The sequence below is a fragment of the Hoeflea sp. IMCC20628 genome (assembly GCF_001011155.1).
In the GTDB taxonomy this organism is placed as follows: Bacteria; Pseudomonadota; Alphaproteobacteria; order Rhizobiales; family Rhizobiaceae; genus Hoeflea.
Window position 1 is genome coordinate 4,462,635 of sequence record NZ_CP011479.1, and the last position, 20,692, is coordinate 4,483,326.

The 20,692-nt window shown below is 56.4% G+C and carries 19 protein-coding genes; 11 read left to right on the top strand and 8 right to left on the bottom strand.

Annotated features, from left to right (window positions below; translation table 11 throughout):
• The first annotated feature begins 77 nt into the window (after positions 1-77).
• Entirely contained in the window at positions 78-584 is a 507-nt protein-coding gene (gene secB, locus IMCC20628_RS20840; RefSeq protein ID WP_082128263.1) for a protein-export chaperone SecB, read from the top strand.
• A gap of 116 nt (positions 585-700) precedes the next feature.
• Here the strand turns inward: secB and dnaQ are convergent, their stop codons facing one another.
• The 5 genes from dnaQ to IMCC20628_RS20865 are packed head-to-tail and all read right to left on the bottom strand — an operon-like array spanning position 701 to position 4,295.
• Positions 701-1,393 (bottom strand): DNA polymerase III subunit epsilon, encoded by a 693-nt coding sequence (gene dnaQ / locus IMCC20628_RS20845; protein WP_047031797.1) that lies wholly within the window; start codon positions 1,391-1,393, stop codon positions 701-703.
• Position 1,394: 1 nt separating this feature from the next.
• Positions 1,395-1,994 (bottom strand): dephospho-CoA kinase, encoded by a 600-nt coding sequence (gene coaE, locus IMCC20628_RS20850; RefSeq protein WP_047031798.1) that lies wholly within the window; start codon positions 1,992-1,994, stop codon positions 1,395-1,397.
• Entirely contained in the window at positions 1,994-2,848 is an 855-nt protein-coding gene (locus IMCC20628_RS20855) for a shikimate dehydrogenase (protein WP_047031799.1), read from the bottom strand. Before IMCC20628_RS20855 ends, coaE begins: the two co-directional genes overlap by 1 nt.
• A complete protein-coding gene (locus IMCC20628_RS20860; protein WP_047031800.1) occupies positions 2,841-3,434 on the bottom strand; it encodes a Maf-like protein in 594 nt (197 codons plus the stop codon). The genes IMCC20628_RS20855 and IMCC20628_RS20860 overlap by 8 nt, the downstream gene beginning before the upstream one ends.
• Positions 3,435-3,473: 39 nt before the next feature.
• Entirely contained in the window at positions 3,474-4,295 is an 822-nt protein-coding gene (locus IMCC20628_RS20865) for a pyruvate, water dikinase regulatory protein (RefSeq protein ID WP_047031801.1), read from the bottom strand.
• 378 nt (positions 4,296-4,673) lie between these two features.
• Between IMCC20628_RS20865 and hemE the strand changes: the two genes are divergently transcribed.
• The 8 genes from hemE (at position 4,674) to IMCC20628_RS20905 (ending at position 13,514) form a co-directional block, all read left to right on the top strand.
• On the top strand, positions 4,674-5,714 hold the full coding sequence (gene hemE / locus IMCC20628_RS20870) for a uroporphyrinogen decarboxylase (protein ID WP_047031802.1): 1,041 nt from the start codon (positions 4,674-4,676) through the stop codon (positions 5,712-5,714).
• Positions 5,711-6,256: a protoporphyrinogen oxidase HemJ gene (gene hemJ, locus IMCC20628_RS20875; protein WP_047031803.1), complete on the top strand. Its 546-nt coding sequence runs from the start codon at positions 5,711-5,713 to the stop codon at positions 6,254-6,256. The genes hemE and hemJ overlap by 4 nt, the downstream gene beginning before the upstream one ends.
• Positions 6,257-6,455: 199 nt before the next feature.
• Positions 6,456-7,721 (top strand): transcription termination factor Rho, encoded by a 1,266-nt coding sequence (gene rho / locus IMCC20628_RS20880; RefSeq protein ID WP_156174602.1) that lies wholly within the window; start codon positions 6,456-6,458, stop codon positions 7,719-7,721.
• Positions 7,722-7,758: 37 nt separating this feature from the next.
• Complete coding sequence (gene mnmE, locus IMCC20628_RS20885; protein ID WP_047031804.1) at positions 7,759-9,090, top strand: tRNA uridine-5-carboxymethylaminomethyl(34) synthesis GTPase MnmE; 1,332 nt, start codon at positions 7,759-7,761, stop codon at positions 9,088-9,090.
• Between the two features lie 162 nt (positions 9,091-9,252).
• The gene (mnmG, locus tag IMCC20628_RS20890; protein WP_047031805.1) at positions 9,253-11,124 is read left to right on the top strand and encodes a tRNA uridine-5-carboxymethylaminomethyl(34) synthesis enzyme MnmG; all 1,872 of its coding nucleotides are present in this window, start codon (positions 9,253-9,255) and stop codon (positions 11,122-11,124) included.
• A 1-nt stretch (position 11,125) separates the two neighbouring features.
• Complete coding sequence (rsmG, locus tag IMCC20628_RS20895; RefSeq protein WP_047031806.1) at positions 11,126-11,788, top strand: 16S rRNA (guanine(527)-N(7))-methyltransferase RsmG; 663 nt, start codon at positions 11,126-11,128, stop codon at positions 11,786-11,788.
• Positions 11,788-12,582 (top strand): ParA family protein, encoded by a 795-nt coding sequence (locus IMCC20628_RS20900; protein ID WP_047031807.1) that lies wholly within the window; start codon positions 11,788-11,790, stop codon positions 12,580-12,582. Before rsmG ends, IMCC20628_RS20900 begins: the two co-directional genes overlap by 1 nt.
• A gap of 35 nt (positions 12,583-12,617) precedes the next feature.
• On the top strand, positions 12,618-13,514 hold the full coding sequence (locus tag IMCC20628_RS20905; RefSeq protein ID WP_047031808.1) for a ParB/RepB/Spo0J family partition protein: 897 nt from the start codon (positions 12,618-12,620) through the stop codon (positions 13,512-13,514).
• 21 nt (positions 13,515-13,535) lie between these two features.
• On the opposite strand, the gene holA is transcribed toward IMCC20628_RS20905, so the two are convergent.
• The 3 genes from holA to leuS form a co-directional block, all read right to left on the bottom strand.
• Positions 13,536-14,564, bottom strand: a complete 1,029-nt coding sequence (holA, locus tag IMCC20628_RS20910; protein WP_047031809.1) for a DNA polymerase III subunit delta — start codon at positions 14,562-14,564, stop codon at positions 13,536-13,538.
• Positions 14,565-14,589: 25 nt separating this feature from the next.
• Positions 14,590-14,985: a hypothetical protein gene (locus IMCC20628_RS20915; RefSeq protein ID WP_197078356.1), complete on the bottom strand. Its 396-nt coding sequence runs from the start codon at positions 14,983-14,985 to the stop codon at positions 14,590-14,592.
• A gap of 94 nt (positions 14,986-15,079) precedes the next feature.
• Entirely contained in the window at positions 15,080-17,710 is a 2,631-nt protein-coding gene (leuS, locus tag IMCC20628_RS20920; RefSeq protein WP_047031811.1) for a leucine--tRNA ligase, read from the bottom strand.
• Positions 17,711-17,917: 207 nt separating this feature from the next.
• On the opposite strand from leuS, the gene IMCC20628_RS20925 reads away from it, so the two are divergent.
• Positions 17,918-18,589, top strand: a complete 672-nt coding sequence (locus IMCC20628_RS20925; protein WP_047031812.1) for a YggS family pyridoxal phosphate-dependent enzyme — start codon at positions 17,918-17,920, stop codon at positions 18,587-18,589.
• A gap of 144 nt (positions 18,590-18,733) precedes the next feature.
• Complete coding sequence (locus IMCC20628_RS20930) at positions 18,734-20,644, top strand: propionyl-CoA synthetase (protein ID WP_047032839.1); 1,911 nt, start codon at positions 18,734-18,736, stop codon at positions 20,642-20,644.
• The last annotated feature ends 48 nt before the right edge of the window (positions 20,645-20,692 follow it).

Sequence of the window (20,692 nt, forward strand, 5' to 3'; positions counted from 1 at the left end):
CGGTGGCGAAATGCTAGCCCATGCCCGAACAATTTTCAGGATAACCGCCTCGGCGGATGAAAACAGGGAAGAGCCACATGGCAAAAGATACGACCCCAAAAGGTGATGCGGCAGCGACTGACGTCAAAGGCAACGGCGAAGCGCCTTCGCTGAATGTTCTGGCCCAGTACATCAAGGATTTGTCATTCGAAAATCCAGGCGCGCCCAAGTCACTTGGCCCGCGTGAAAAAGCACCGGAAATCAGCATCAACGTCAACGTCAACGCCAATCCGTTGAGCGAGTCAGAGTTTGACGTCCTGCTGACGATGAATGCCACTGCCAAAACCGGTGATGCGGTCGTTTTCAACGTCGAGCTGGTCTATGGCGGTGTCTTCCGGGTTGCCAATTTTCCGCAGGAGCACATGTTGCCGCTGCTGTTTATCGAATGCCCGCGGATGCTTTTCCCGTTTGCCCGTCAGATCATCGCCGATGCGACCCGCAATGGCGGCTTCCCGCCGCTGTTGATCGACCCGATCGATTTTGCACAGATGTTCCAGCAGCGCATGGCTGAAGAAAACACCAAGGCACAGGTTGCCACCAATTAGGTCAACTGAGACCGGCACTGTCGATAATTTGTGAAAGGCCGCCCACGGGCGGCTTTTTGCATTTCAGGGATTAGACGCTGCTGATCCGGTGAAGCGCAGATCGTGCTGTTGCCGTGTCAGGCCTTGTTCCACAGGGCGTCGCCGCCGATCCGGGCAATCAGTTTTGCATGCGCTTCAAGCTCGACGGCACTCAGGCGCGGTGGCAACGGTCGCAACCGCTCGCCGATTTCGACAACCTCTTCATCAGCGTCCCGTTCGACAGAGACAACCTCATCAGTCGACAGTCCGAGTGCTGCCTGGCGGCCGCCATTCATCTCGATATAGACATCGGTCAGCAATTCCGCATCGAGAAGCGCCCCGTGCTTGTTGCGATGGGAATTGTCGATGCCGTAGCGCCGGCACAGGGCATCAAGGCTGTTGGGCCCCATCGGATGGCGCCTGCGGGCAAGTGAAAGGGTATCGATCACCAGATCTGGCGAGATAGCGGGGCGGCCAATCCGGGTGTATTCGGCGTTGAGAAATCCCATGTCGAAACTGGCGTTGTGCGCAACATAGTGCGCGCCCTCAAAAAATTCGGCGATTTGCTGCGCCACGGCGCTGAACACCGGTTTGTCGGCGAGAAACGCATCGGTAATGCCGTGTATCGCGAGCGCATCGGGATGAACCTTGCAGCCATCGGGATTGATGAACAGATGCAATGTCCGTCCGGTGGGAAACTGGTTTTCGAGCTCGATGCAGCCGATTTCGATGATTCGGTCGGTCTGGTTGCTCAGTCCGGTGGTTTCCGTATCGAAGACAATCTCGCGCATTCTATAGGCCCTTCTTCGAGGATTCGGTCAGCTTTGCGACGATCTCGGCGACCTGCTGGCGTGCCGCCTCCAGTCCGCCACCGGTATCAATCACATGATCGGCGCGTGCGCGTTTTTCAGCATCAGGAACCTGCCGCGCCAGGATAGCTTCGAATTTCTCCAACGTCATCCCCGGACGGTCCAGTACCCGCTGGCGCTGGATCTCCGGCGCGCAGCTGACAACGACGATGACATCAACCCGGTTTTCGGCTCCGGTTTCAAACAGCAGAGGAATATCCACCAGCACCATCGGTTCACCGTCGGCGCGCGCCTCTTCGATGAAGCTTTTCTCACGCGCCCGCACCAGCGGATGAATGATCGCCTCCAGGCGGGTGAAATCAGCGGGGGCGGCCATCAGTTTTTTCGACAGGATTTCCCGGTTGACGACGCCGTCGGACGCGGTCCCAGGAAATGCCTGATCGATCAAGGGCGCTGCCTCGCCGCGATAGAGCTCATGCACAATCTCGTCGGCGCTGATCACCGGCACGCCAAGTGCTCGGAACATCTCCGAGGTGGTAGATTTTCCCATGCCGATAGAGCCTGTCAGGCCGATGACGATCATCAGTGCGCTTCCATGTCTGAAATTATCAACTGCCGCAATTCGGGCGTAACCACCGGTTTGACCCCGAACCATTTCTGAAATCCGGGCGCTGCCTGATGCAACAGCATGCCAAGACCGTCAGTTGTAGCCACGCCCTGATGCTTGGCCATTGCCAATATTGGCGTTTCCAAGGGGATATAGACAATATCGGTGACCAGCGCATCCGATGCCATGGTGGTGAAATCGATTGGTGGAACCTCGGTCCCTGCCATCCCGAGCGTCGTGGTGTTGACGAAGAGATTCGCGCCTTTGATCACGTCTGCAAGATTTTCCAAGCCATGCGCTGAGACGCACGGGCCAAAGCGTTCAGCCAAAGTGCTGGCGCGGGATGCCGTGCGATTGACAACGCTGACCTCATCAAAGCCGCGCGCCAGCAAGGCATGGACAACCGCGCGACTGGCGCCGCCGGCTCCAAGAACAATCGCCCTTTTGCCGTGATCCCAACCTGCTGCTGTTTCGTCCAGATTGGCGGCAAAGCCGAGAGAATCGGTGTTTGTCGCCATCAACCGACCATCCTCGAGCCACACCGTATTGGCAGCGCCGATCAGCCGAGCGGTTTCATCAATCTCGTCAACGAGAGTAATGATGGCTTCCTTGTGCGGAACAGTGACATTGCCGCCGGTAAACCCGGAAGATCTGTCTTTCAGCGCACGGAAAAACGTCGGCAGATCTTCCGGCGCAACGTCTACCGGGTCGTAACTGCCGGTCAGGCCAGCCTGGTTGAGCCAATAGCGATGAATCATCGGTGACCGGGAATGGCCAATCGGATGACCGATGACAAAAGCGCGCGACGAATTCTGGATGTCTTTATCCATCAATGGCCTGCAACTCCCGGAGTTTGGCCAACAGCGGCAGCATCGGCAATCCGATTATGGTGAAGTAGTCACCCTCAAACCGCTGAAACAGCTGAATACCTTCGCCTTCAAACTGGTAAGCACCAACCGAGGAAAGAGCCCGATCGCCGACATTGGACAAATGCCGGCCAATGAAACCCGGATCGAGATTCCGCATGGTCATGCCCGCCACGGAAACATGCCGCCATATGGTCTCGCCATCCTGGGCCAGGACAATGGCACTGTTTAGATGGTGGGTTCGGCCTGACAACTGCAACAGCCGCCGTCGTGCTTCCTCCATGGTACCGGTCTTGTGAAAGATTTCTCCATCAAGCGACAGGGTCTGATCCGAGCCGATGACAAGTGCGCCAGAATTGCGCCCCGAAACGTCCTGCGCCTTGGCCTCGGCAAGCACAGAGGCGACATCTTCAGCGGTCAAACCATCGAGCGTCTGTTCAATAACGCGCTCATCGATCTGAGCCGGCTCGATCTCAAATGTCAGGCCGGCATTTTCAAGCAAAGCTCTGCGGAAAGGGCTGGCGGATGCAAGCACAAGGCGCGGCGGCATGGGCATCTCCTTAAACAAGGGGGCTGGCTTTCGACCGGGTTAGCGCCACTTGGGACGCAAGGCAAGGATTGCCGCTGAGGTCTCTTCGATGGAACGGCGGGTTACGTCAATTACCGGCCAACCGTGGCGTTCGCAAAGCGACCGGGCATATTTCAGCTCTTCGCTGATCAGCGCGCGATCAGTGTAATGCTCCCCCTGGTAACCGGTGGTCGAACCCAAAACCCGGTTGCGGCGAACCTGGGCGATTCGATCTACAGAGGCAATGAGGCCCACCACAAGGGGTTTTGTTGCTGTAACCAGGCCATCGGGAAGCGGCACTCCATGCACGATCGGTATATTCGCGGTCTTGATGCCGCGATTGGCAATGTAGATGCTTGTCGGGGTTTTCGATGTGCGGCTGATGCCGAGGATTACCAGATCGGCTTCGTCAAAATCTGCGGGCAACTGGCCGTCGTCGTGATCAAGCGTAAAATTCAGCGCGTCGATTCGCTTGAAATACTCTTCGCCCATGGCGTGTTGCGCCCCGACGCGGCGACGTGACGGAGCGCCGAGATAGGACTGGAACACATTGATGACCGGCTCGAGCACCGAGACGCTTGGAAGTCCCATGTCGCGGCATTTCAGTTCGATGATCGAGGAGAGCTCGGCGTCGACTATGGTGTAGAGCACAATCCCCGGCGCACCATCTATGGCGTCGAGTACTGCAAACAACTGCTTGCGGGTGCGAATCAGTGGATAGACATGCTCAAGTGCCTGCGCGCCCTGGAACTGCGCGGCCGCAGCACGACCGGCGGCCATCAGAGTCTCTCCCGTAGAGTCCGATATCAGATGCAGATGGAAGTAATTTTTGCTCTGCTCCACATTATTCTCCGAGGGGTGTTGATAACCGGGGACAGGCTCGAGGTAAGGGTCCCGACCTCCAGATTGCAAGGGATAACCTCGGGGTTTGTCCACAATGGCCAAACGCGGGACAGAATTCGGGAATGATTTTGGCATATAGGGGATAACCATCTTACGGAGAAATCCGATTGGCCATTAACATTCTCCGACAACGCCTGAATCAATTGGATTTAATTGGGGCGACCCGGAGAAGCGATGAAATCCGATTGGCCTTCCGGAATGGCACAGTTTATAGGATCAACCTGTGGATAGACTGTGGACAGAGTCCAATCCCCGTAAAACACAGACTCATAGAATCAGAATCCTTTTCAAATAGGATTTGTTTTAAGGAAGTGGTGGATGACAAATCCGAGTGATCGTAAGGTGATGAAGGTACTGGCTGGGGAGACAGTGTTTCCGCCACCTCTCTGGCTGATGCGACAGGCAGGGAGATATTTGCCCGAGTACCGGGCCACACGTGCCACAGCCAAGGGATTTCTCGATGTGTGCTACACACCGGATCTGGCTGTCGAGGTGACGATGCAGCCGATCCGCCGGTTTGGCTTTGATGCGGCAATCCTGTTTTCAGACATCCTCGTCATTCCCGATGCGCTTGACCGCAATGTGCGCTTTGTCGAGGGAACCGGGCCATTGATGGATCCGATTTCGCCTGAAGCGATTGCCTCGCTTGATGCGTCCGGGATGCACGCCCATCTGGCTCCGGTCTACGAAACGGTGCGGCGGTTGCGCGCGGAACTTCCGCCTGAAACCACGCTGCTGGGTTTTTGCGGCGCGCCCTGGACTGTGGCGACCTACATGATCGCCGGGCGCGGAACACCTGATCAGGCGCCGGCGCGGCTATTTGCCATGCAGCATCCCGAAGAATTCATGATGCTGCTCAATCTGCTGTCGGAAATTTCAGCTGACTATCTGATCGCCCAGATCGATGCGGGTGCCGATGCAGTGCAGATTTTCGATTCCTGGGCCGGCGTGCTGGGCGAGCGGGACTTTGCAGATTTCGCTGTTGGTCCGATGAAGCGGATGGTCGACAGGATTCGTGCGGAAAGACCCGGTGTTCCAATTATCGGTTTTGCCAAGGGCGCTGGTGCCATGCTGCAAAACTATCGGGCTTTGACCGGGATTGACTGCGTTGGCCTTGACTGGACGGTCCCGTCCGGTCTGGCGCGTGAGATCCAGAAGGGCGGGGCTGTCCAAGGCAATCTCGACCCGTTGTTGATGGTCGCAGGCGGTGAAGCGCTCGACCGGGGCGTTGACGAGGTTCTTGAAACACTGGGGAATGGACCGCTGATTTTCAATCTGGGACACGGAATCACGCCGCAGGCGGATCCGGAAAATGTCACGCGTTTGATGAACCGGGTCAGGGGCGCTGAGAAGCTGTGACACACGACAGCGCAACAAGTGCCGTTGAAGGCAGCAAAGCCAGTGCCAAGGCCTATCTGTCGATTTCCATCGTGGTGGCTCTGGCGGGGGCGGCCTGGTGGTTTGATCCGGATTGGCTATATGGCTGGATCAAGGTGTTGCATGTCGTTGCAGTGATTTCCTGGATGGTTGGTTTGTTCTATCTGCCGCGTCTGTTCGTCTATCATGCGGATGCGGCTACCGGGAGCGAGCCAGCAGTCACCTTCGAGGTGATGGAGCAGCGTCTGGTCAAGGTGATCATGACACCCGCAATGATGGTTTCCTGGGTGACGGGTCTTTGGCTGGCCTGGAGCGGTTTCGGATTTCTTGGGATCTGGCTGTGGGTGAAACTGGCCGCGGTGGTTGGACTGACCGTGTTTCACGTTCTTCTCAGCCGGTCTGCGCGGCGCTTTGCCAAAGGCGAAAACGCCTGGACAGCTCGGCAATGGCGGATGGCCAATGAGATCCCGACCGTGCTGATGATCGTCGTGGTGATCATGGTGATTATCAAGCCATTCGCCTGATCTGACCGATATTTATCGAGACTTAGCCTGATTGGGCCCATTTTGCTGCATAACGGGGCTTGCGGCGTTTCACGTGAATCGCTATCTAACAAACAACGTCTTCAAGGCGGGCGCCAGTATCAGTCTGGCCGGCTTCCCAAGCCGGATCCCATAATGCCCGCCGCTTCCCATACTATTAAATACAGAATTTGGATTTCCCATGCAGGAAATGAAGCTTCAAGAGCTCAAGAACAAGTCCGCTACCGATCTGTTGGCGTTTGCCGAATCAGTCGAAGTCGAGAACGCCAGTGTCTTGCGCAAGCAGGAACTGATGTTTGCGATCCTCAAACAGCTCGCGGCACAGGATGTCGAGATTATTGGTGAGGGTGTCGTCGAACTGCTGCAGGATGGTTTTGGCTTCATGCGGTCAGCCAATGCCAACTATCTGCCTGGCCCGGATGATATCTACATTTCGCCATCGCAAATCCGTCGCTTCTCGTTGAAGACCGGCGATACCGTCGAAGGTCCGATTCGCGGACCCAAGGAAGGCGAGCGCTATTTCGCTCTGCTCAAGGTCAATACGATCAATTTCGAGGATCCTGAAAAGATCCGCCACAAGGTGCATTTCGACAATCTGACACCGCTATATCCAGATGAGCGGTTCAAGATGGAGGTCGAGAATCCGACGACCAAGGACATATCCGCACGGGTGATCGATCTGGTAGCGCCGATCGGCAAGGGCCAGCGTGGCCTGATTGTTGCGCCGCCCCGCACCGGTAAAACCGTGCTGTTGCAGAATATCGCCCACTCGATCACCGCAAATCATCCCGATTGCTATCTGATCGTGCTGTTGATTGATGAACGGCCTGAGGAAGTCACCGACATGCAGCGCTCGGTCAAGGGCGAAGTGGTGGCATCGACCTTCGATGAACCCGCTGTTCGTCACGTCCAGGTAGCCGAGATGGTGATCGAGAAGGCAAAGCGTCTGGTTGAACACGGTCGGGATGTGGTCATTCTGCTCGATTCAATCACCCGTCTTGGCCGTGCCTACAACACCGTCGTGCCGTCATCAGGCAAGGTTTTGACCGGTGGTGTGGATGCCAACGCCCTGCAGCGTCCGAAGCGCTTTTTTGGTGCTGCGCGTAACATCGAGGAAGGTGGCTCGCTGACTATCATCGCCACCGCCTTGATTGATACCGGATCGCGGATGGATGAAGTGATCTTTGAGGAGTTCAAGGGCACCGGTAACTCGGAAATCGTTCTTGACCGCAAAGTTGCAGACAAGAGAATTTTCCCGTCAATGGATATTCTCAAGTCCGGCACCCGCAAGGAAGACCTTCTGGTTCCAAAGCAGGATCTGCAGAAGATCTTTGTTCTGCGCCGTATTCTGGCACCGATGGGAACAACCGATGCGATCGAGTTCCTGATCGACAAACTCAAGCAGACCAAGACCAACAGCGACTTTTTCGATTCAATGAATACCTGAGGAAGCTTAGAATCATCGGATTCGATTCGACACCGGTATGAATATGCGGGATACCATCTTCGCTCTTTCGACAGGACACCCACCATCGGGTGTTGCTGTCATCCGGATATCTGGCCCTGGTGTTCGATTCGGACTCGAAACGTTAACAGGTTCACTTCCGCCTCCGCGTAGCGCACAGTTGAGCGTGATACGGGACAGCAATGGTTTGGTCCTTGATCGCGGTATAATTCTCTATTTTCCAGGTCCAGGTTCCTTTACGGGCGAGGATGTCGCAGAATTGCAGATCCATGGCAGCCGCGCATCTATCGCGGCTGTGCTTGGGGCCCTGTCGGGGCTTGAGGGCTTTCGTCCAGCCGAGGCTGGTGAGTACACTCGAAGGGCTTTCGAGAACGGCCGTATGGATCTGACGGCGGTTGAAGGTCTGTCAGACTTGATCCGCGCCGAAACCGAGAGCCAGCGCCGACAAGCACTCAGTCAGACCGATGGTTCCCTGCAGATCATGTATGACGGTTGGGCCAAACGTTTGACCCATGCTCGCGCCATGATAGAGGCGGAACTCGATTTTTCCGATGAAGAAGATATTCCTGGTTCAGTGGCAGACAAAATCTGGCCGGATATGGTTTTGGTCGCGCATGAAATATCTCAACACCTCGAGAAAGCGCGCCATGGTGAGATCGTCCGTGAAGGATTCCGAATTGCGCTCGTCGGCCCACCAAATGTCGGTAAATCTTCACTGCTGAATGCTTTGGCTGGACGTGACGTTGCAATTGTGTCCGAATCGCCGGGTACGACCCGGGATGTCATAGAAGTCCGGCTGGATATTGGTGGTCACCTCGTCGTGCTTCAGGACACCGCAGGTCTGCGCGAAACTGAAAATTCAGTTGAACTTGAAGGCATACGTCGCAGCAGGATGACAGCTGAGAATGCTGACCTGGTTCTGGACATTCACGACCTTAGCTGTATCGATACTGAAAACCCATTCCCTGTGGGTGTGAACGACAAAACAGTGCCTGTCTTTTCCAAGCTGGATTTGGTGGGAGATGATATGCTCCCTACAATAGATGCGGGTTTAGCTATTTCCAGCAAATCCGGGATGGGCCTGGATGAGCTCGTGGCCAAAATTTCCGGGCGGCTCTCCATTCTCGACCTGGATTCCGGGGAGGGCCTACCCAGCCGGGAACGTCATGTTTCGCTTTTGCAAAGATGCAGGAAGGAACTAGGTCTTGCGCTCGACGATGCAGCAGCTCCGATTGAAGTCCGCTCTGAACATCTGCGATTTGCTGCGACAGCGCTTGGCAGAATCACAGGCAGGATAGATGTGGAAGATCTGCTCGGTGTAATTTTTTCAGAGTTCTGCGTAGGCAAATGATTCACGTGGAACATTTGGACTGCAAGTAGGCTCGTGATTCACGTGAAACATCTTTTGTCTCGAATGCGGTGTGATTCCTGCGGTCTTGTTGTTTCACGTGAAACGTATTCCCTTGACATCGATGGGCATATGCCCAAAACAGGCTCCTTCCGGAGATAGCTCATGATTTATGATGTCGTTGTGATCGGCGGTGGACACGCAGGCAGTGAAGCTGCTTCCGCTTCAGCACGCCTTGGCGCCAGAACCGCACTGGTGACCCACAAGTTTGATACCATCGGAACTATGTCCTGCAATCCAGCGATTGGTGGCTTGGGCAAGGGGCACCTTGTACGTGAAATAGATGCAATGGACGGATTGATGGGCGTTGCCGCCGACCTGTCCGGAATTCAATTCCGTATGCTCAATCGCCGTAAAGGGCCAGCCGTGTGGGGTCCACGCACCCAGGCGGACCGAAAACTCTACAGGCAGGCGATACAGAAGCTTCTGACGGAAACGCCCAACCTGGATATTATCGAAGGCGAAGTGGATGATCTCGAACTGACCGGAGAGGTTTTGTCCGGAGTTCGCTTGAAAGATGGACGCGTGGTCACCTGCTCTGCAGCGGTCTTGACAACAGGCACTTTTCTTCGCGGCCTCATTCATATTGGAGATCATAAAATTCCGGCCGGGAGGATGAATGAAGATCCTTCGCTGGGATTGTCGGGCACATTGGAGCGGGCGGGCTTTAAGCTCGGGCGATTGAAAACTGGAACCCCGGCGCGGCTTGACGGTGATACCATTGATTGGTCACTGGTCGAATGGCAAGAAGCTGATGCTGAACCGGTCCCGTTCTCTTTCATGACAGACAAGATCGAGGTTCGGCAAGTTCGGTGCGGCATTACCCGTACGACCCAGGCCACCCACAAGATTATTCAGGACAATATTCACCGCTCGGCGATGTATTCCGGTCAAATTGAAGGTGTCGGACCGCGTTATTGCCCTTCAATCGAGGACAAGATTGTCCGGTTCGGTGAGAGAGATGGTCATCAGATTTTTCTGGAGCCGGAAGGGCTCGATGATTCAACCGTTTACCCCAATGGTATCTCCACCTCCCTGCCGGAGGATGTTCAGGAAGCTTTCATTCGTACCATCCCGGGTCTGGCTTCGGTGAAAATCGTTCAGCCTGGCTATGCGATCGAATACGATCATGTGGATCCGCGGGAACTGAGCCAAGCCCTGGAGACTCGCCGGATCAGCGGTCTTTATCTGGCCGGCCAGATCAATGGGACAACCGGCTATGAAGAGGCTGCTGCCCAGGGGCTGGTTGCCGGTTTGAATGCGGCCTTGAAGGTTCAATCCCGACCAGTCTGTCTGTTCAGCCGGACAGACTCCTATATTGGTGTGATGGTAGATGATCTTACGACCAAGGGGGTCAGTGAACCCTACCGGATGTTTACCTCCAGGGCTGAATACCGTCTCTCACTTCGGGCCGACAATGCAGAGCTGCGCCTCACTCCGAAGGCAATCGCGCTTGGATGTGCATCTGATTTGCGCATTGCCAGGTACGAGGCGTATTTTGATTCGTTAGCGGAATGTTTGGATGATCTGAAAACCCGAAACCTGTCACCAAACGAGGCCAAGGCACATGGTCTGGCTTTGAACCAGGATGGAATTCGCCGTTCTGCCTTCCAATTGTTGTCTTATCCCAATGTGGGCGTGGCTGATCTGATCAGCATATGGCCAGATCTCGGCAGGCATAATCGTCAGATCCTGACTGCAGCGGCGATCGATGCGATCTATGCGGTTTACATGACCCGTCAGAAACAGGATATCGATAATCAGAAACGAGATGAGACCCGCTTGATACCGGATTGGTTTCAATATGATAATCTATCCGGCCTATCGAAGGAACTACGGCAAAAGCTGGATTCGGTTCGACCACCGTCAATCGGGCACGCAGAACGGATCGAAGGAATGACCCCGGCTGCTGTCGCTTTGATTCTTGCGCATCTGCGTAAAGGTCAGAATGGGCCGGCAGCGAGAGAGATTGCTTGATATGCCTAAGAGTTTGCCTGTTGAAGGCTTTTTTCCGAATTCCGAATTTGTTTCACGTGAAACATGGGATCGGTTGCAGGACTATGCAGATCTCGTGCGCAAATGGCAGGGATCGTTCAATCTGATCTCACCCCACACACTGCCGGTGCTGTGGCAGCGGCACGTTCTTGACAGTCTACAACTCTATCGGCTTCAGCCAAAACCGCTGACCTGGGTCGATATGGGCAGCGGTGCTGGCTTTCCGGGCCTGGTCACCGCTATTTGCCTGGCAGAGCAGAATGCGGGATGGGTCCATCTGGTGGAGAGCAACAACAAAAAGGCGGCTTTTCTTCGTCAGGTGATTCTGAAAACCGGCGCAAGAGCCAGCGTTCATCCGATGCGCGTGGAAGCGAAGGCTCCGGAACTTGATAATGTGGACGCCATTTCAGCACGGGCGCTCGCATCTCTGCCGGATTTGTTGACCTATGCCTGGCCGATTGCGCTGGACAACCCGAATGTCGAGATGTGGTTCCATAAAGGACTGGATTACCCTGAAGAAGTGCGATCAGCGCGTGACCTTTGGGCTTTTGATCTGATAGAACATCATAGTCTGGCGCAGGATGGATCGGCGATCCTGCAAATCAGCAATCTTTCCAAGCAAAATCAGGCCGTGGACCCTTCTTGATGCAACTTTCAAAGAACCGGATCATCACCATTGCCAATCAAAAGGGTGGTGTAGGCAAAACCACCACCGCCATTAATCTCGCCACAGCATTGGCAGCGATAGGCGAAGAGGTGTTGATCGTCGATATCGACCCGCAGGGCAATGCCAGCACAGGTTTGGGCATCGACCGCAAGGACCGCGGAGTGTCAGCTTATGATTTGCTGACCCATAACGCCTCGGTCAGCGAAACAGTAATGCAGACATCTGTACCGCATCTGAGCATCATTCCCTCGACCATGGATTTGCTCGGTGTGGAGATGGAGATTGCCGGCATGTCGGACAGGGTTTTCCGGCTGCGAAAAGCGCTTCAGGCAGAAGATGCCCGCCGCTATAATTACGTGCTGATAGATTGCCCACCATCACTCAATCTTTTGACGATGAACGCGATGGCCGCCGCCCATTCGATTCTGGTTCCTCTGCAGTGCGAATTCTTTGCGCTCGAGGGTTTGAGCCAGTTGCTTGAGACGGTCGAGCAGGTCCGCGATTCGCTCAATCCAACCCTGGATATTCAGGGCATCGTGATGACCATGTATGATCCACGCAATAATCTTGCGCATCAGGTGGTGGCCGATGTCCGGGCGCATCTTGGCGACAAGGTTTACAGGACGCTGATTCCGAGAAATGTCCGGGTTTCCGAAGCGCCATCCTATGGCAAACCGGCAATCCTCTATGATTTGAAGTGCTCCGGAAGCCAGGCCTATCTTCAATTGGCTTCCGAAGTCATCCAGCGCGAACGTAACCGCAAGGCCGCCTGATTCACCGGGGAACAGGCGCAAGAATGGAAAACACTATGGCAGAAGATGTTTCGAAAAAGCGTCTTGGACGCGGCTTGGCAGCGCTGATCGGCGAAATTGATCAGCCCTCTGCTGCCCAGACAACACCCACAATTTCTGCGGACCGGTTCGTGCCAATTGAACATGTCAGCCGCAACCCGCGCAATCCCCGGCGGACATTTGATCCTGCGGATCTCGAGGATCTGGCGCGCTCGATCCGTCAACATGGCATTGTGCAGCCGGTTATGGTGCGCACCGCCGAAGCGGGCCGCTTTGAAATCATTGCCGGTGAACGCCGTTGGCGGGCAGCGCAGATGGCCGGACTGGTGGAAATCCCGGTCATCGTGCGCGATGTGGATGACAAGACGGCGCTTGAAATTGCCATTGTCGAGAATGTGCAGCGCGCTGACCTGAATGCGCTGGAAGAAGCCCAGGGCTATGAGCAACTCATCGCTCTGTATGGTTATACCCAGAATGATTTGGGCGAGGTCATCGGCAAGAGCCGCAGTCATGTGGCCAATTCGCTTCGGTTGCTCAAACTCCCCGATGAAGTTCGCGCCATGTTGGCTGAAGGCGCATTGTCGGCCGGCCATGCCCGCGCCATTGTCTCGACCACCGATCCGATCGGCTTGGCAAAATTGATCGCTGACCGTGGGTTGTCGGTGCGTGACGCTGAACGTCTCGCCCAGAAGGATGCGGATCAGGCAGGCAAACCCGCTGGCCTGGAAACCAAGTCGTCCGGCCACGCAGATGCAAAAGACGCAGATACTGTCGCTCTTGAGAAAAGTCTGTCCGACGTTTTGGGACTGAAGATTGAATTGATCCACAAAGGCCAGGGTGGCCAGATGCGGATCGATTACAAATCACTTGATCAACTTGATGAACTTTGCCGGTTATTGGGCGAGAAACAGTAGATATATCAACAGGATGCGGCTTTAACGGCTGAGCAGGCAGGTTCGCAGCAGAGCCTGCCGGGCGATGGCTGATTCCAGATGCGGCCGGCGACGTGTTTCCAGAACTGCGTCATAGAGACGCCGCATCTCGCGATTGATCGCTTTCAAGTGCCAGTGACGCAGGGCGCGTTCGACGACAGGCTTGCGCTTGAAGTGAATGCCACGGCCCTTTTCGGCAATTGCTTGGGCGGGCTGTTTATGATGGTTTTCAACCAGAGACCGCATGGCGTCGAGTTGCTCGAACTGGACTATACAGCCGCGCAGTACCAGGAACACCGAGGTTTTCGAGGACAGTATCCGCTCTAGAGCGGCCTCCAGGCGCAATTTGTCGCCTGAAAACACCGCATCAATTGCATCATCGACGGAAAGCGCTGCGACGTCACCCATTGCGTCGATCACGTCTTCCTCGGTAACTGTCCCCGTGCCGTGACAGTAAAGTGCGAGCTTTTTCAATTCGTTGCGGCTGGCCAACCGGTCCCCGCCCAAAAGCTGCGTCAGTCTCCGGCGTGCATCGCCTTGGACAACCAGACCACTGCCGCCGAGTTCTTCGTCGATGAGGGTCTGAAACCCGCTGGCATCATCGGAATAGCAGGGGATCGCAAGGGTTGAACGTGCGTTCTCGATCAGTTTGCGCAGGCCGCTGCCCTTTTTCAGGTCTCCGGCTTCTACAAGCAGGTGGGACGAGCCGGGATCCGTCTCGGCCAGAGCGGTCAACGAGTCGATGAGAGCACGTTCATTGCCGGCGTTCTTTATCCAGACAAGCCGATCGCCGCCGAACAGGCTTATGGCGCCGAATTCATCCGCCAGACGTCCCGGATCTCCGGAAAGGTCCGAGGCCTCGAGCTTCAGAACAGCGAAATCATCCTTGAGATCAACACCGGTCTTGGCAGCAACCTGGGCGGCGCGTTCAGACACAAGCCCACGATCCGGCCCATAGACAAGGATTATCCGGTAAGGTGTGCCTTCGCGGCGCAGGAAGCTCGAATATTCGTGGGATTTGAGTTGAGCCATGCGGCAGCCGCGACCAATCTACGACTTATCGGGCAAGCGCTGACGCGACATCAGCCCGGACAAGAACTGCCACTGCGTGGGCCGCGCGGTCTTCTGCTTCACGTTTGGCTCGTACTTGCGCGAAATGCTGCGAGGGAAGATCCAGTTGTGCATCGGCGAAGCGGGAACCGGATTTGACGGTTTCTCCGGTTGCGACATTCTCGAGCACGTATTTCGCCGTTACCGTCGCGCGCGCGGCCGAGAATTCATTGTCCACTCCGCCAGGCAAGACGCCGGCAACGGTGGAGGACACAGTCAGGTCGAGGCGATAGGCACCGTCGGGTTGCTCGCCGCCGAAACCAAGCACAAGTTCATTGCGCACGGTTTGTTCAACGCGGGAATCGGCCACCGAAACCGAGACGGACTGTTTTTGGCCGGACATCGTTCCATAAAGTGGCTGCGCCTGACAACCGGCCAACAATGACAAAGCCACAGCGGCCGCCGAAATCCTTGATTTCCAGCCTGATCCGGGATTTTCAGATGACGACATTGACGATCCTCTGGGGCACGATGATGAGTTTACGCGGCGGATTGCCTCCGGTCGCGGCCTGAACGAAATCGAGAGCCAAAACCGCCTGTTCCACAGCAGCTTGATCGGCATTGCGGTCAATTGTCAAATCGCCGCGCTTTTTGCCATTGATCTGAACCGGCAGGGTGACTTGTTCGTCGGTTACCAGGGCAGATTCAAATTCCGGCCAGGCTGTAGTGGCCACCATGCCGTCATTTCCGAGCAATTTCCAGCATTCCTCAGCGAGATGCGGCATCATCGGTGCAATCAACAGCACGACCATGTCAGAAGCCTGCTTGCAGGCAGCTTTGAGATCCGCATCGGCCTTGCCAGAAGCAACGTCGGCCAAGGGTGCCGAAAGTGTGTTTACCAGCTCATAAAGCCGTGCCACAGCCTTGTTGAAGGCGAGCTTGTCAATGTCTTCGCCAATCGCCTTCACGGTCTTGTGGGCGCTGCGTGAGACAGCCAGAGCCCGGTCTGATGTTCCGGTGCGGCCTTCTACAGTGCTCAGGACGTCGGCGGCTTCACCCAGTAGACGCCAGATCCGCTGAACAAAGCGATGTGCGCCTTCAACACCGGCCTCGGTCCAGATCACATCACGGTCGGGTGGAGAGTCAGAGAGCATAAAAAAGCGCGCAGTATCAGCACCATAGCTGTCTATGATGTCATCGGGATCGACAACATTCTTCTTCGACTTCGACATTTTCTCGATGGAGCCAATGGCGAGCGGCGCGCCGGACTTGGCATGGCGAGCTTGCCTGACACCGTCGATTTCCTCGATCACCACCTCGGCCGGCGGGACCCACTCTCCCTTGCCGCCATTGTCGGCGCGATAGGTTTCATGGACGACCATGCCCTGGGTAAACAGACCGCGGAACGGCTCCTTGAGGTCGATGTGGCCGGTCTGCTGCATGGCGCGCGTGAAGAAACGGGAATAGAGCAGATGCAGGATCGCATGCTCGATGCCACCGATATACTGATCCACCGGAAGCCAGGCGCTGGCGACAGCCGGATTGGTCGGCGTGTCGTGGCGCGGCGCGGTGAAGCGGGCGAAATACCAGGACGAATCGACGAAAGTGTCCATCGTGTCGGTCTCACGCCGCGCAGGCTTGCTGCAGGTCGGGCAGGAGACATGTTTCCAGGTCGGATGATGGTCGAGCGGATTGCCCGGTTTGTCGAGCGTGACATCATCGGGCAGCTGAACCGGCAGGTCGTTAGCCGGCACAGGAACCACGCCGCAATCATCGCAATGGATTACCGGAATCGGCGCGCCCCAATAGCGTTGGCGTGAAAGCCCCCAGTCGCGCAACCTGTAGTTGGTTTTGCGCGCGGCTTGCGGGGTATCACCGAGGTTTTTGGTTTCCAGAAGTCCCGCAACCACGTCAAAGGCCTTGTCAGGCGTCATACCGTCAAGATCACGCGAGTTGATCATGACGCCGTCGCCGACGTAAGCGGTGTCGGTGATGACGAAGCTTGCAGCATCCGCATCCGCCGGCATGACTACAGGCGTGACCGGCAGATTGTATTTGCGGGCGAAATCGAGGTCACGTTGGTCACCGGACGGGCAGCCGAAAATGGCGCCGGTACCGTAATCCATCAGCACAAAATTGGCGATGTAGACCGGAACAGACCATTCCGGGTCAAATGGATGAACCACGTTGATGGGCGTCTTCAGGCCGGTTTTCTCAGCTGTCTCGAGTGCAGCCAGCGATGTTCCTGCACGGCGGCATTCGTCGCAGAATGCGGCGACCGCCGGATCATTGGCAGCCAGCTCCTTGGCCAGCGGATGATCTGCAGCTATTGCCAGGAACGACGCGCCGAACAAGGTGTCCGGGCGTGTTGTGTAGACTTCTATATCAGTGGCGCCGCCAGCCTGAGCCGGGTCGGCAATTTCCCAACGCAGGGAGAGGCCTTCGGATTTGCCGATCCAGTTTTTCTGCATCAGCCGGACCTTTTCCGGCCACTGATTTAGTTCGTCGAGCGAAACCAGCAGATCCTCAGCGAAATCGGTAATCCGGAAGAACCATTGGGTCAGTTCACGCTGTTCAACCAGCGCACCCGAACGCCAGCCCCGGCCATCAATAACCTGCTCATTGGCAAGCACCGTCATGTCGACCGGATCCCAGTTTACCTTGGAATTGCGGCGGTAGATCAGTCCTGCAGCGAGAAAATCCAGAAACAGCGCCTGCTGCTGTTTATAGTATTCCACGTCACAGGTGGCGAATTCGCGGCTCCAGTCGAGCGACAACCCCATGGATTTGAGCTGTTTGCGCATGGCGTCGATATTGGCATAGGTCCAGTCGCGCGGGTGGACTTTGTTCTGGATAGCGGCGTTTTCGGCCGGCATACCGAAAGCATCCCAGCCCATCGGGTGCAACACGTTGAAGCCGCGGGCGCGCTTGTAGCGCGCCACCACATCGCCCATGGCATAGTTGCGGACATGGCCCATGTGAATCCGGCCGGACGGATAGGGAAACATCTCGAGCACGTAGTATTTCGGATCGGGACTGTTGTCGTCCGTTTCGAAAATCCGTGCCTCTTCCCACATGCGCTGCCAGCGGATTTCCGCCTGTTTGGGATTGTATCGTTCAATTGCCATAAAAGATCACCAGAAAACCTGTCAGATTTTGTCGCGACCTTCACCATGAAACCCGCCAAGCGTCAACCATTGAGAGGTTTTAGAACCAGTTTCAGGAGTGATTGCAGCCGTCAGGAGAACCCTGCAGCGACACAATGCCAAACCCCAGCCAATTGGCAAGGCGTACGGGCTGCGGTAACACCAGTTGGCTGAGTTGATAGCAATCGAATGGAGCACAGTGTGAGCGCACCTGAAAACCTGGAAACGGTGCGAGCGGCCATTGCCGCCGCAGAATCCGAAGCTCAAAGACCGGAAGGCTCTGTGCGGCTGGTGGCGGTCTCCAAGACCAGAACCGCCGAAGAGATCACCCCGGTGATTGAAGCCGGACAGCGGATTTTTGGCGAGAACCGCGTGCAGGAAGCGCAGTCCAAATGGCCCGGGCTGAAAGCCGAGACCACCGGCATCGAATTGCACCTCATCGGGCCGCTGCAATCCAACAAGACCGCCGATGCCGTGGCGCTGTTTGACGTGATCCAGACTGTCGACCGGGAAAAGCTTGCCAGGGAAATGGCACGCGAAATCAAGAAGCAGGGCAAAAGCCCGCGGCTCTATGTCCAGATCAACACCGGCTCCGAGCCGCAAAAAGCCGGCATCGAGCCGGTCGAGGCGGGCAGTTTCATCAAACTCTGCCGTGATGATCTGGGGCTGAGCATCTCAGGCCTGATGTGCATTCCACCGGTGGATGAAAATCCCGGTCCGCATTTTGCCCTGCTGGCCAAGATTGCCGGCGAAAACGGAATTGAAATCCTGTCGATGGGCATGTCGGATGATTTTGAAACAGCAATAGCCTTTGGTGCAACGGAGGTCAGGGTCGGATCGGCAATATTTGGAGCGCGCTAATCGATTTGATGTGATTTTCTAGTCAAAGGTCTAGTTTCCGAGCCGTCGTGATAGGCATAGGGTGCCGCCAGTTTGGGACACAGCGGACCGGCGCGGTTATATTTTTAGGCGCCACGCTGAGGATATTTGTCGGAGGAGACGATGATGTCGAGCAGTTATGGTGAAGTCTACAAGAGCTGGCGTGACAATCCGGAAGGTTTCTGGATGGAGCAGGCGGCGGCGATTGACTGGTTTACCAAGCCCAAGACCGCGTTCGATGCTGATCTCGGAGTCTATGGCAAATGGTACCCCGATGGCGTCACCAACACCTGCCACAACTGCCTTGACCGCCATGTGACAGCGGGACGCGGCGAGCAGGCAGCCATCATCTATGACAGCCCGATCACCGGGGCGAAGCGAACCATCAGCTATGCCGCCATGCTGGCCGAGGTCGAAGCCTTTGCCGGCGCGCTCTCCGACAAGGGGGTCGGCAAGGGCGACCGGGTGGTCATCTACATGCCGATGGTGCCTGAAGCTGTGGTGGCGATGCTGGCCTGCGCACGGTTGGGCGCGATTCATTCGGTGGTGTTTGGCGGCTTTGCCGCGACGGAGCTCGCCACCCGCATCGAGGACAGCCATGCCAAACTCATTGTCACTGCGTCCTGCGGCATCGAGCCCGGCCGGATCATCGGCTACAAGCCGTTGCTGGACGCAGCCATCGAGCATTCGCACCACAAACCGGAAGCGACGATCGTGTTGCAGCGGCAGGAGCATCGCTGCGAGCTGATCGAGGGCCGTGATTTCGACTATGCGGCGCTGATTGCAGCCAATGCCGGCCGAAAGACGCCCTGTACCCCGGTTCTGGCGACGGATCCGCTCTATGTGCTCTACACATCGGGAACCACCGGTCAGCCCAAGGGTGTGGTGCGCGACAATGGCGGGCATATGGCCGCATTGTTCTGGTCGATGCATGCAATCTACGACGTCAAGCCGGGCGAAGTGTTCTGGGCGGCATCCGATATCGGCTGGGTGGTTGGTCATTCCTACATCGTTTACGCGCCGCTGCTTCACGGCAACACCACCATCCTGTTTGAAGGCAAGCCGGTAGGAACGCCGGACGCCGGCACATTCTGGCGGGTGATTTCCGAACACAAAGTTGCGGCGCTTTTCACCGCGCCAACGGCGTTTCGCGCCATTCGCAAGGAAGACCCGCAGGGCAGCCTGGTCAAGGATTATGATATGTCCGGATTTCGGGCGCTGTTTCTGGCTGGCGAACGGGCTGATCCCGATACCATCCATTGGGCAGAGCGGATTCTCAATGTGCCGGTCATTGACCATTGGTGGCAGACTGAAACCGGCTGGACCATTGCCGGTAACCCGATGGGGCTGGGACTGTTGCCGGTCAAATATGGCTCGCCGGCGGTTCCGATGCCGGGATATGACGTGCAGGTGCTTGATGATGCAGGTCATCCGGTTTCATCCGGAACTTTGGGCAATATCGTCGTCAAACTGCCACTGCCGCCCGGATGCCTGCCGACCCTGTGGAACGCTGAAGACCGGTTCCGGGACGCCTATCTGATGGAATTTCCCGGATACTACAAAACCGCCGATGCAGGCTTCATCGATGAGGACGGATATCTGTTCATCATGGCGCGCACCGATGACATCATCAATGTCGCCGGTCACCGCTTGTCGACCGGCGGTATGGAGGAAGCCGTCTCGGGCCATCCGGATGTGGTGGAATGCGCGGTCATCGGCATTGCCGACGCCATGAAGGGGCAGATCCCGGCTGGCTTTATCGTCATCAACAATGGTCATGGCCGCAGCGACGATGATGTGGAGAAGGAAGTGGTCAAGCTGGTCCGCGATCAGATCGGGCCGGTAGCGGCGTTCAAGACCGTGATGGTGGTCAAGCGGCTGCCCAAGACCCGGTCGGGCAAGATCCTGCGGGCGACCATGCAGAAAATTGCCGATGGCGAGATCTGGAAAATGCCGGCGACGATCGATGATCCCGGTGTTCTGGATGAAATCGCCGAAGTGCTGGCAAAGCGCGGCATCAAAAAGAAAGTCGATTGACCTTGGTGACCGGCCGCCCCAGTTATCGCTGCTTTGGCTGAGAAGGAA

What these genes read in the sequence shown, in the direction of transcription:
- secB (WP_082128263.1), top strand. Translation starts at nt 78, where the DNA reads ATGGCAAAAGATACGACCCCAAAAGGTGATGCGGCAGCGACTGACGTC.
- dnaQ (WP_047031797.1), bottom strand. Translation starts at nt 1,393, where the DNA reads ATGCGCGAGATTGTCTTCGATACGGAAACCACCGGACTGAGCAACCAG.
- coaE (WP_047031798.1), bottom strand. Translation starts at nt 1,994, where the DNA reads ATGATCGTCATCGGCCTGACAGGCTCTATCGGCATGGGAAAATCTACC.
- IMCC20628_RS20855 (WP_047031799.1), bottom strand. Translation starts at nt 2,848, where the DNA reads ATGGATAAAGACATCCAGAATTCGTCGCGCGCTTTTGTCATCGGTCAT.
- IMCC20628_RS20860 (WP_047031800.1), bottom strand. Translation starts at nt 3,434, where the DNA reads ATGCCGCCGCGCCTTGTGCTTGCATCCGCCAGCCCTTTCCGCAGAGCT.
- hemE (WP_047031802.1), top strand. Translation starts at nt 4,674, where the DNA reads ATGACAAATCCGAGTGATCGTAAGGTGATGAAGGTACTGGCTGGGGAG.
- rho (WP_156174602.1), top strand. Translation starts at nt 6,456, where the DNA reads ATGCAGGAAATGAAGCTTCAAGAGCTCAAGAACAAGTCCGCTACCGAT.
- mnmE (WP_047031804.1), top strand. Translation starts at nt 7,759, where the DNA reads ATGAATATGCGGGATACCATCTTCGCTCTTTCGACAGGACACCCACCA.
- mnmG (WP_047031805.1), top strand. Translation starts at nt 9,253, where the DNA reads ATGATTTATGATGTCGTTGTGATCGGCGGTGGACACGCAGGCAGTGAA.
- rsmG (WP_047031806.1), top strand. Translation starts at nt 11,126, where the DNA reads ATGCCTAAGAGTTTGCCTGTTGAAGGCTTTTTTCCGAATTCCGAATTT.
- IMCC20628_RS20900 (WP_047031807.1), top strand. Translation starts at nt 11,788, where the DNA reads ATGCAACTTTCAAAGAACCGGATCATCACCATTGCCAATCAAAAGGGT.
- IMCC20628_RS20905 (WP_047031808.1), top strand. Translation starts at nt 12,618, where the DNA reads ATGGCAGAAGATGTTTCGAAAAAGCGTCTTGGACGCGGCTTGGCAGCG.
- holA (WP_047031809.1), bottom strand. Translation starts at nt 14,564, where the DNA reads ATGGCTCAACTCAAATCCCACGAATATTCGAGCTTCCTGCGCCGCGAA.
- IMCC20628_RS20915 (WP_197078356.1), bottom strand. Translation starts at nt 14,985, where the DNA reads ATGTCCGGCCAAAAACAGTCCGTCTCGGTTTCGGTGGCCGATTCCCGC.
- leuS (WP_047031811.1), bottom strand. Translation starts at nt 17,710, where the DNA reads ATGGCAATTGAACGATACAATCCCAAACAGGCGGAAATCCGCTGGCAG.
- IMCC20628_RS20925 (WP_047031812.1), top strand. Translation starts at nt 17,918, where the DNA reads ATGGAGCACAGTGTGAGCGCACCTGAAAACCTGGAAACGGTGCGAGCG.
- IMCC20628_RS20930 (WP_047032839.1), top strand. Translation starts at nt 18,734, where the DNA reads ATGTCGAGCAGTTATGGTGAAGTCTACAAGAGCTGGCGTGACAATCCG.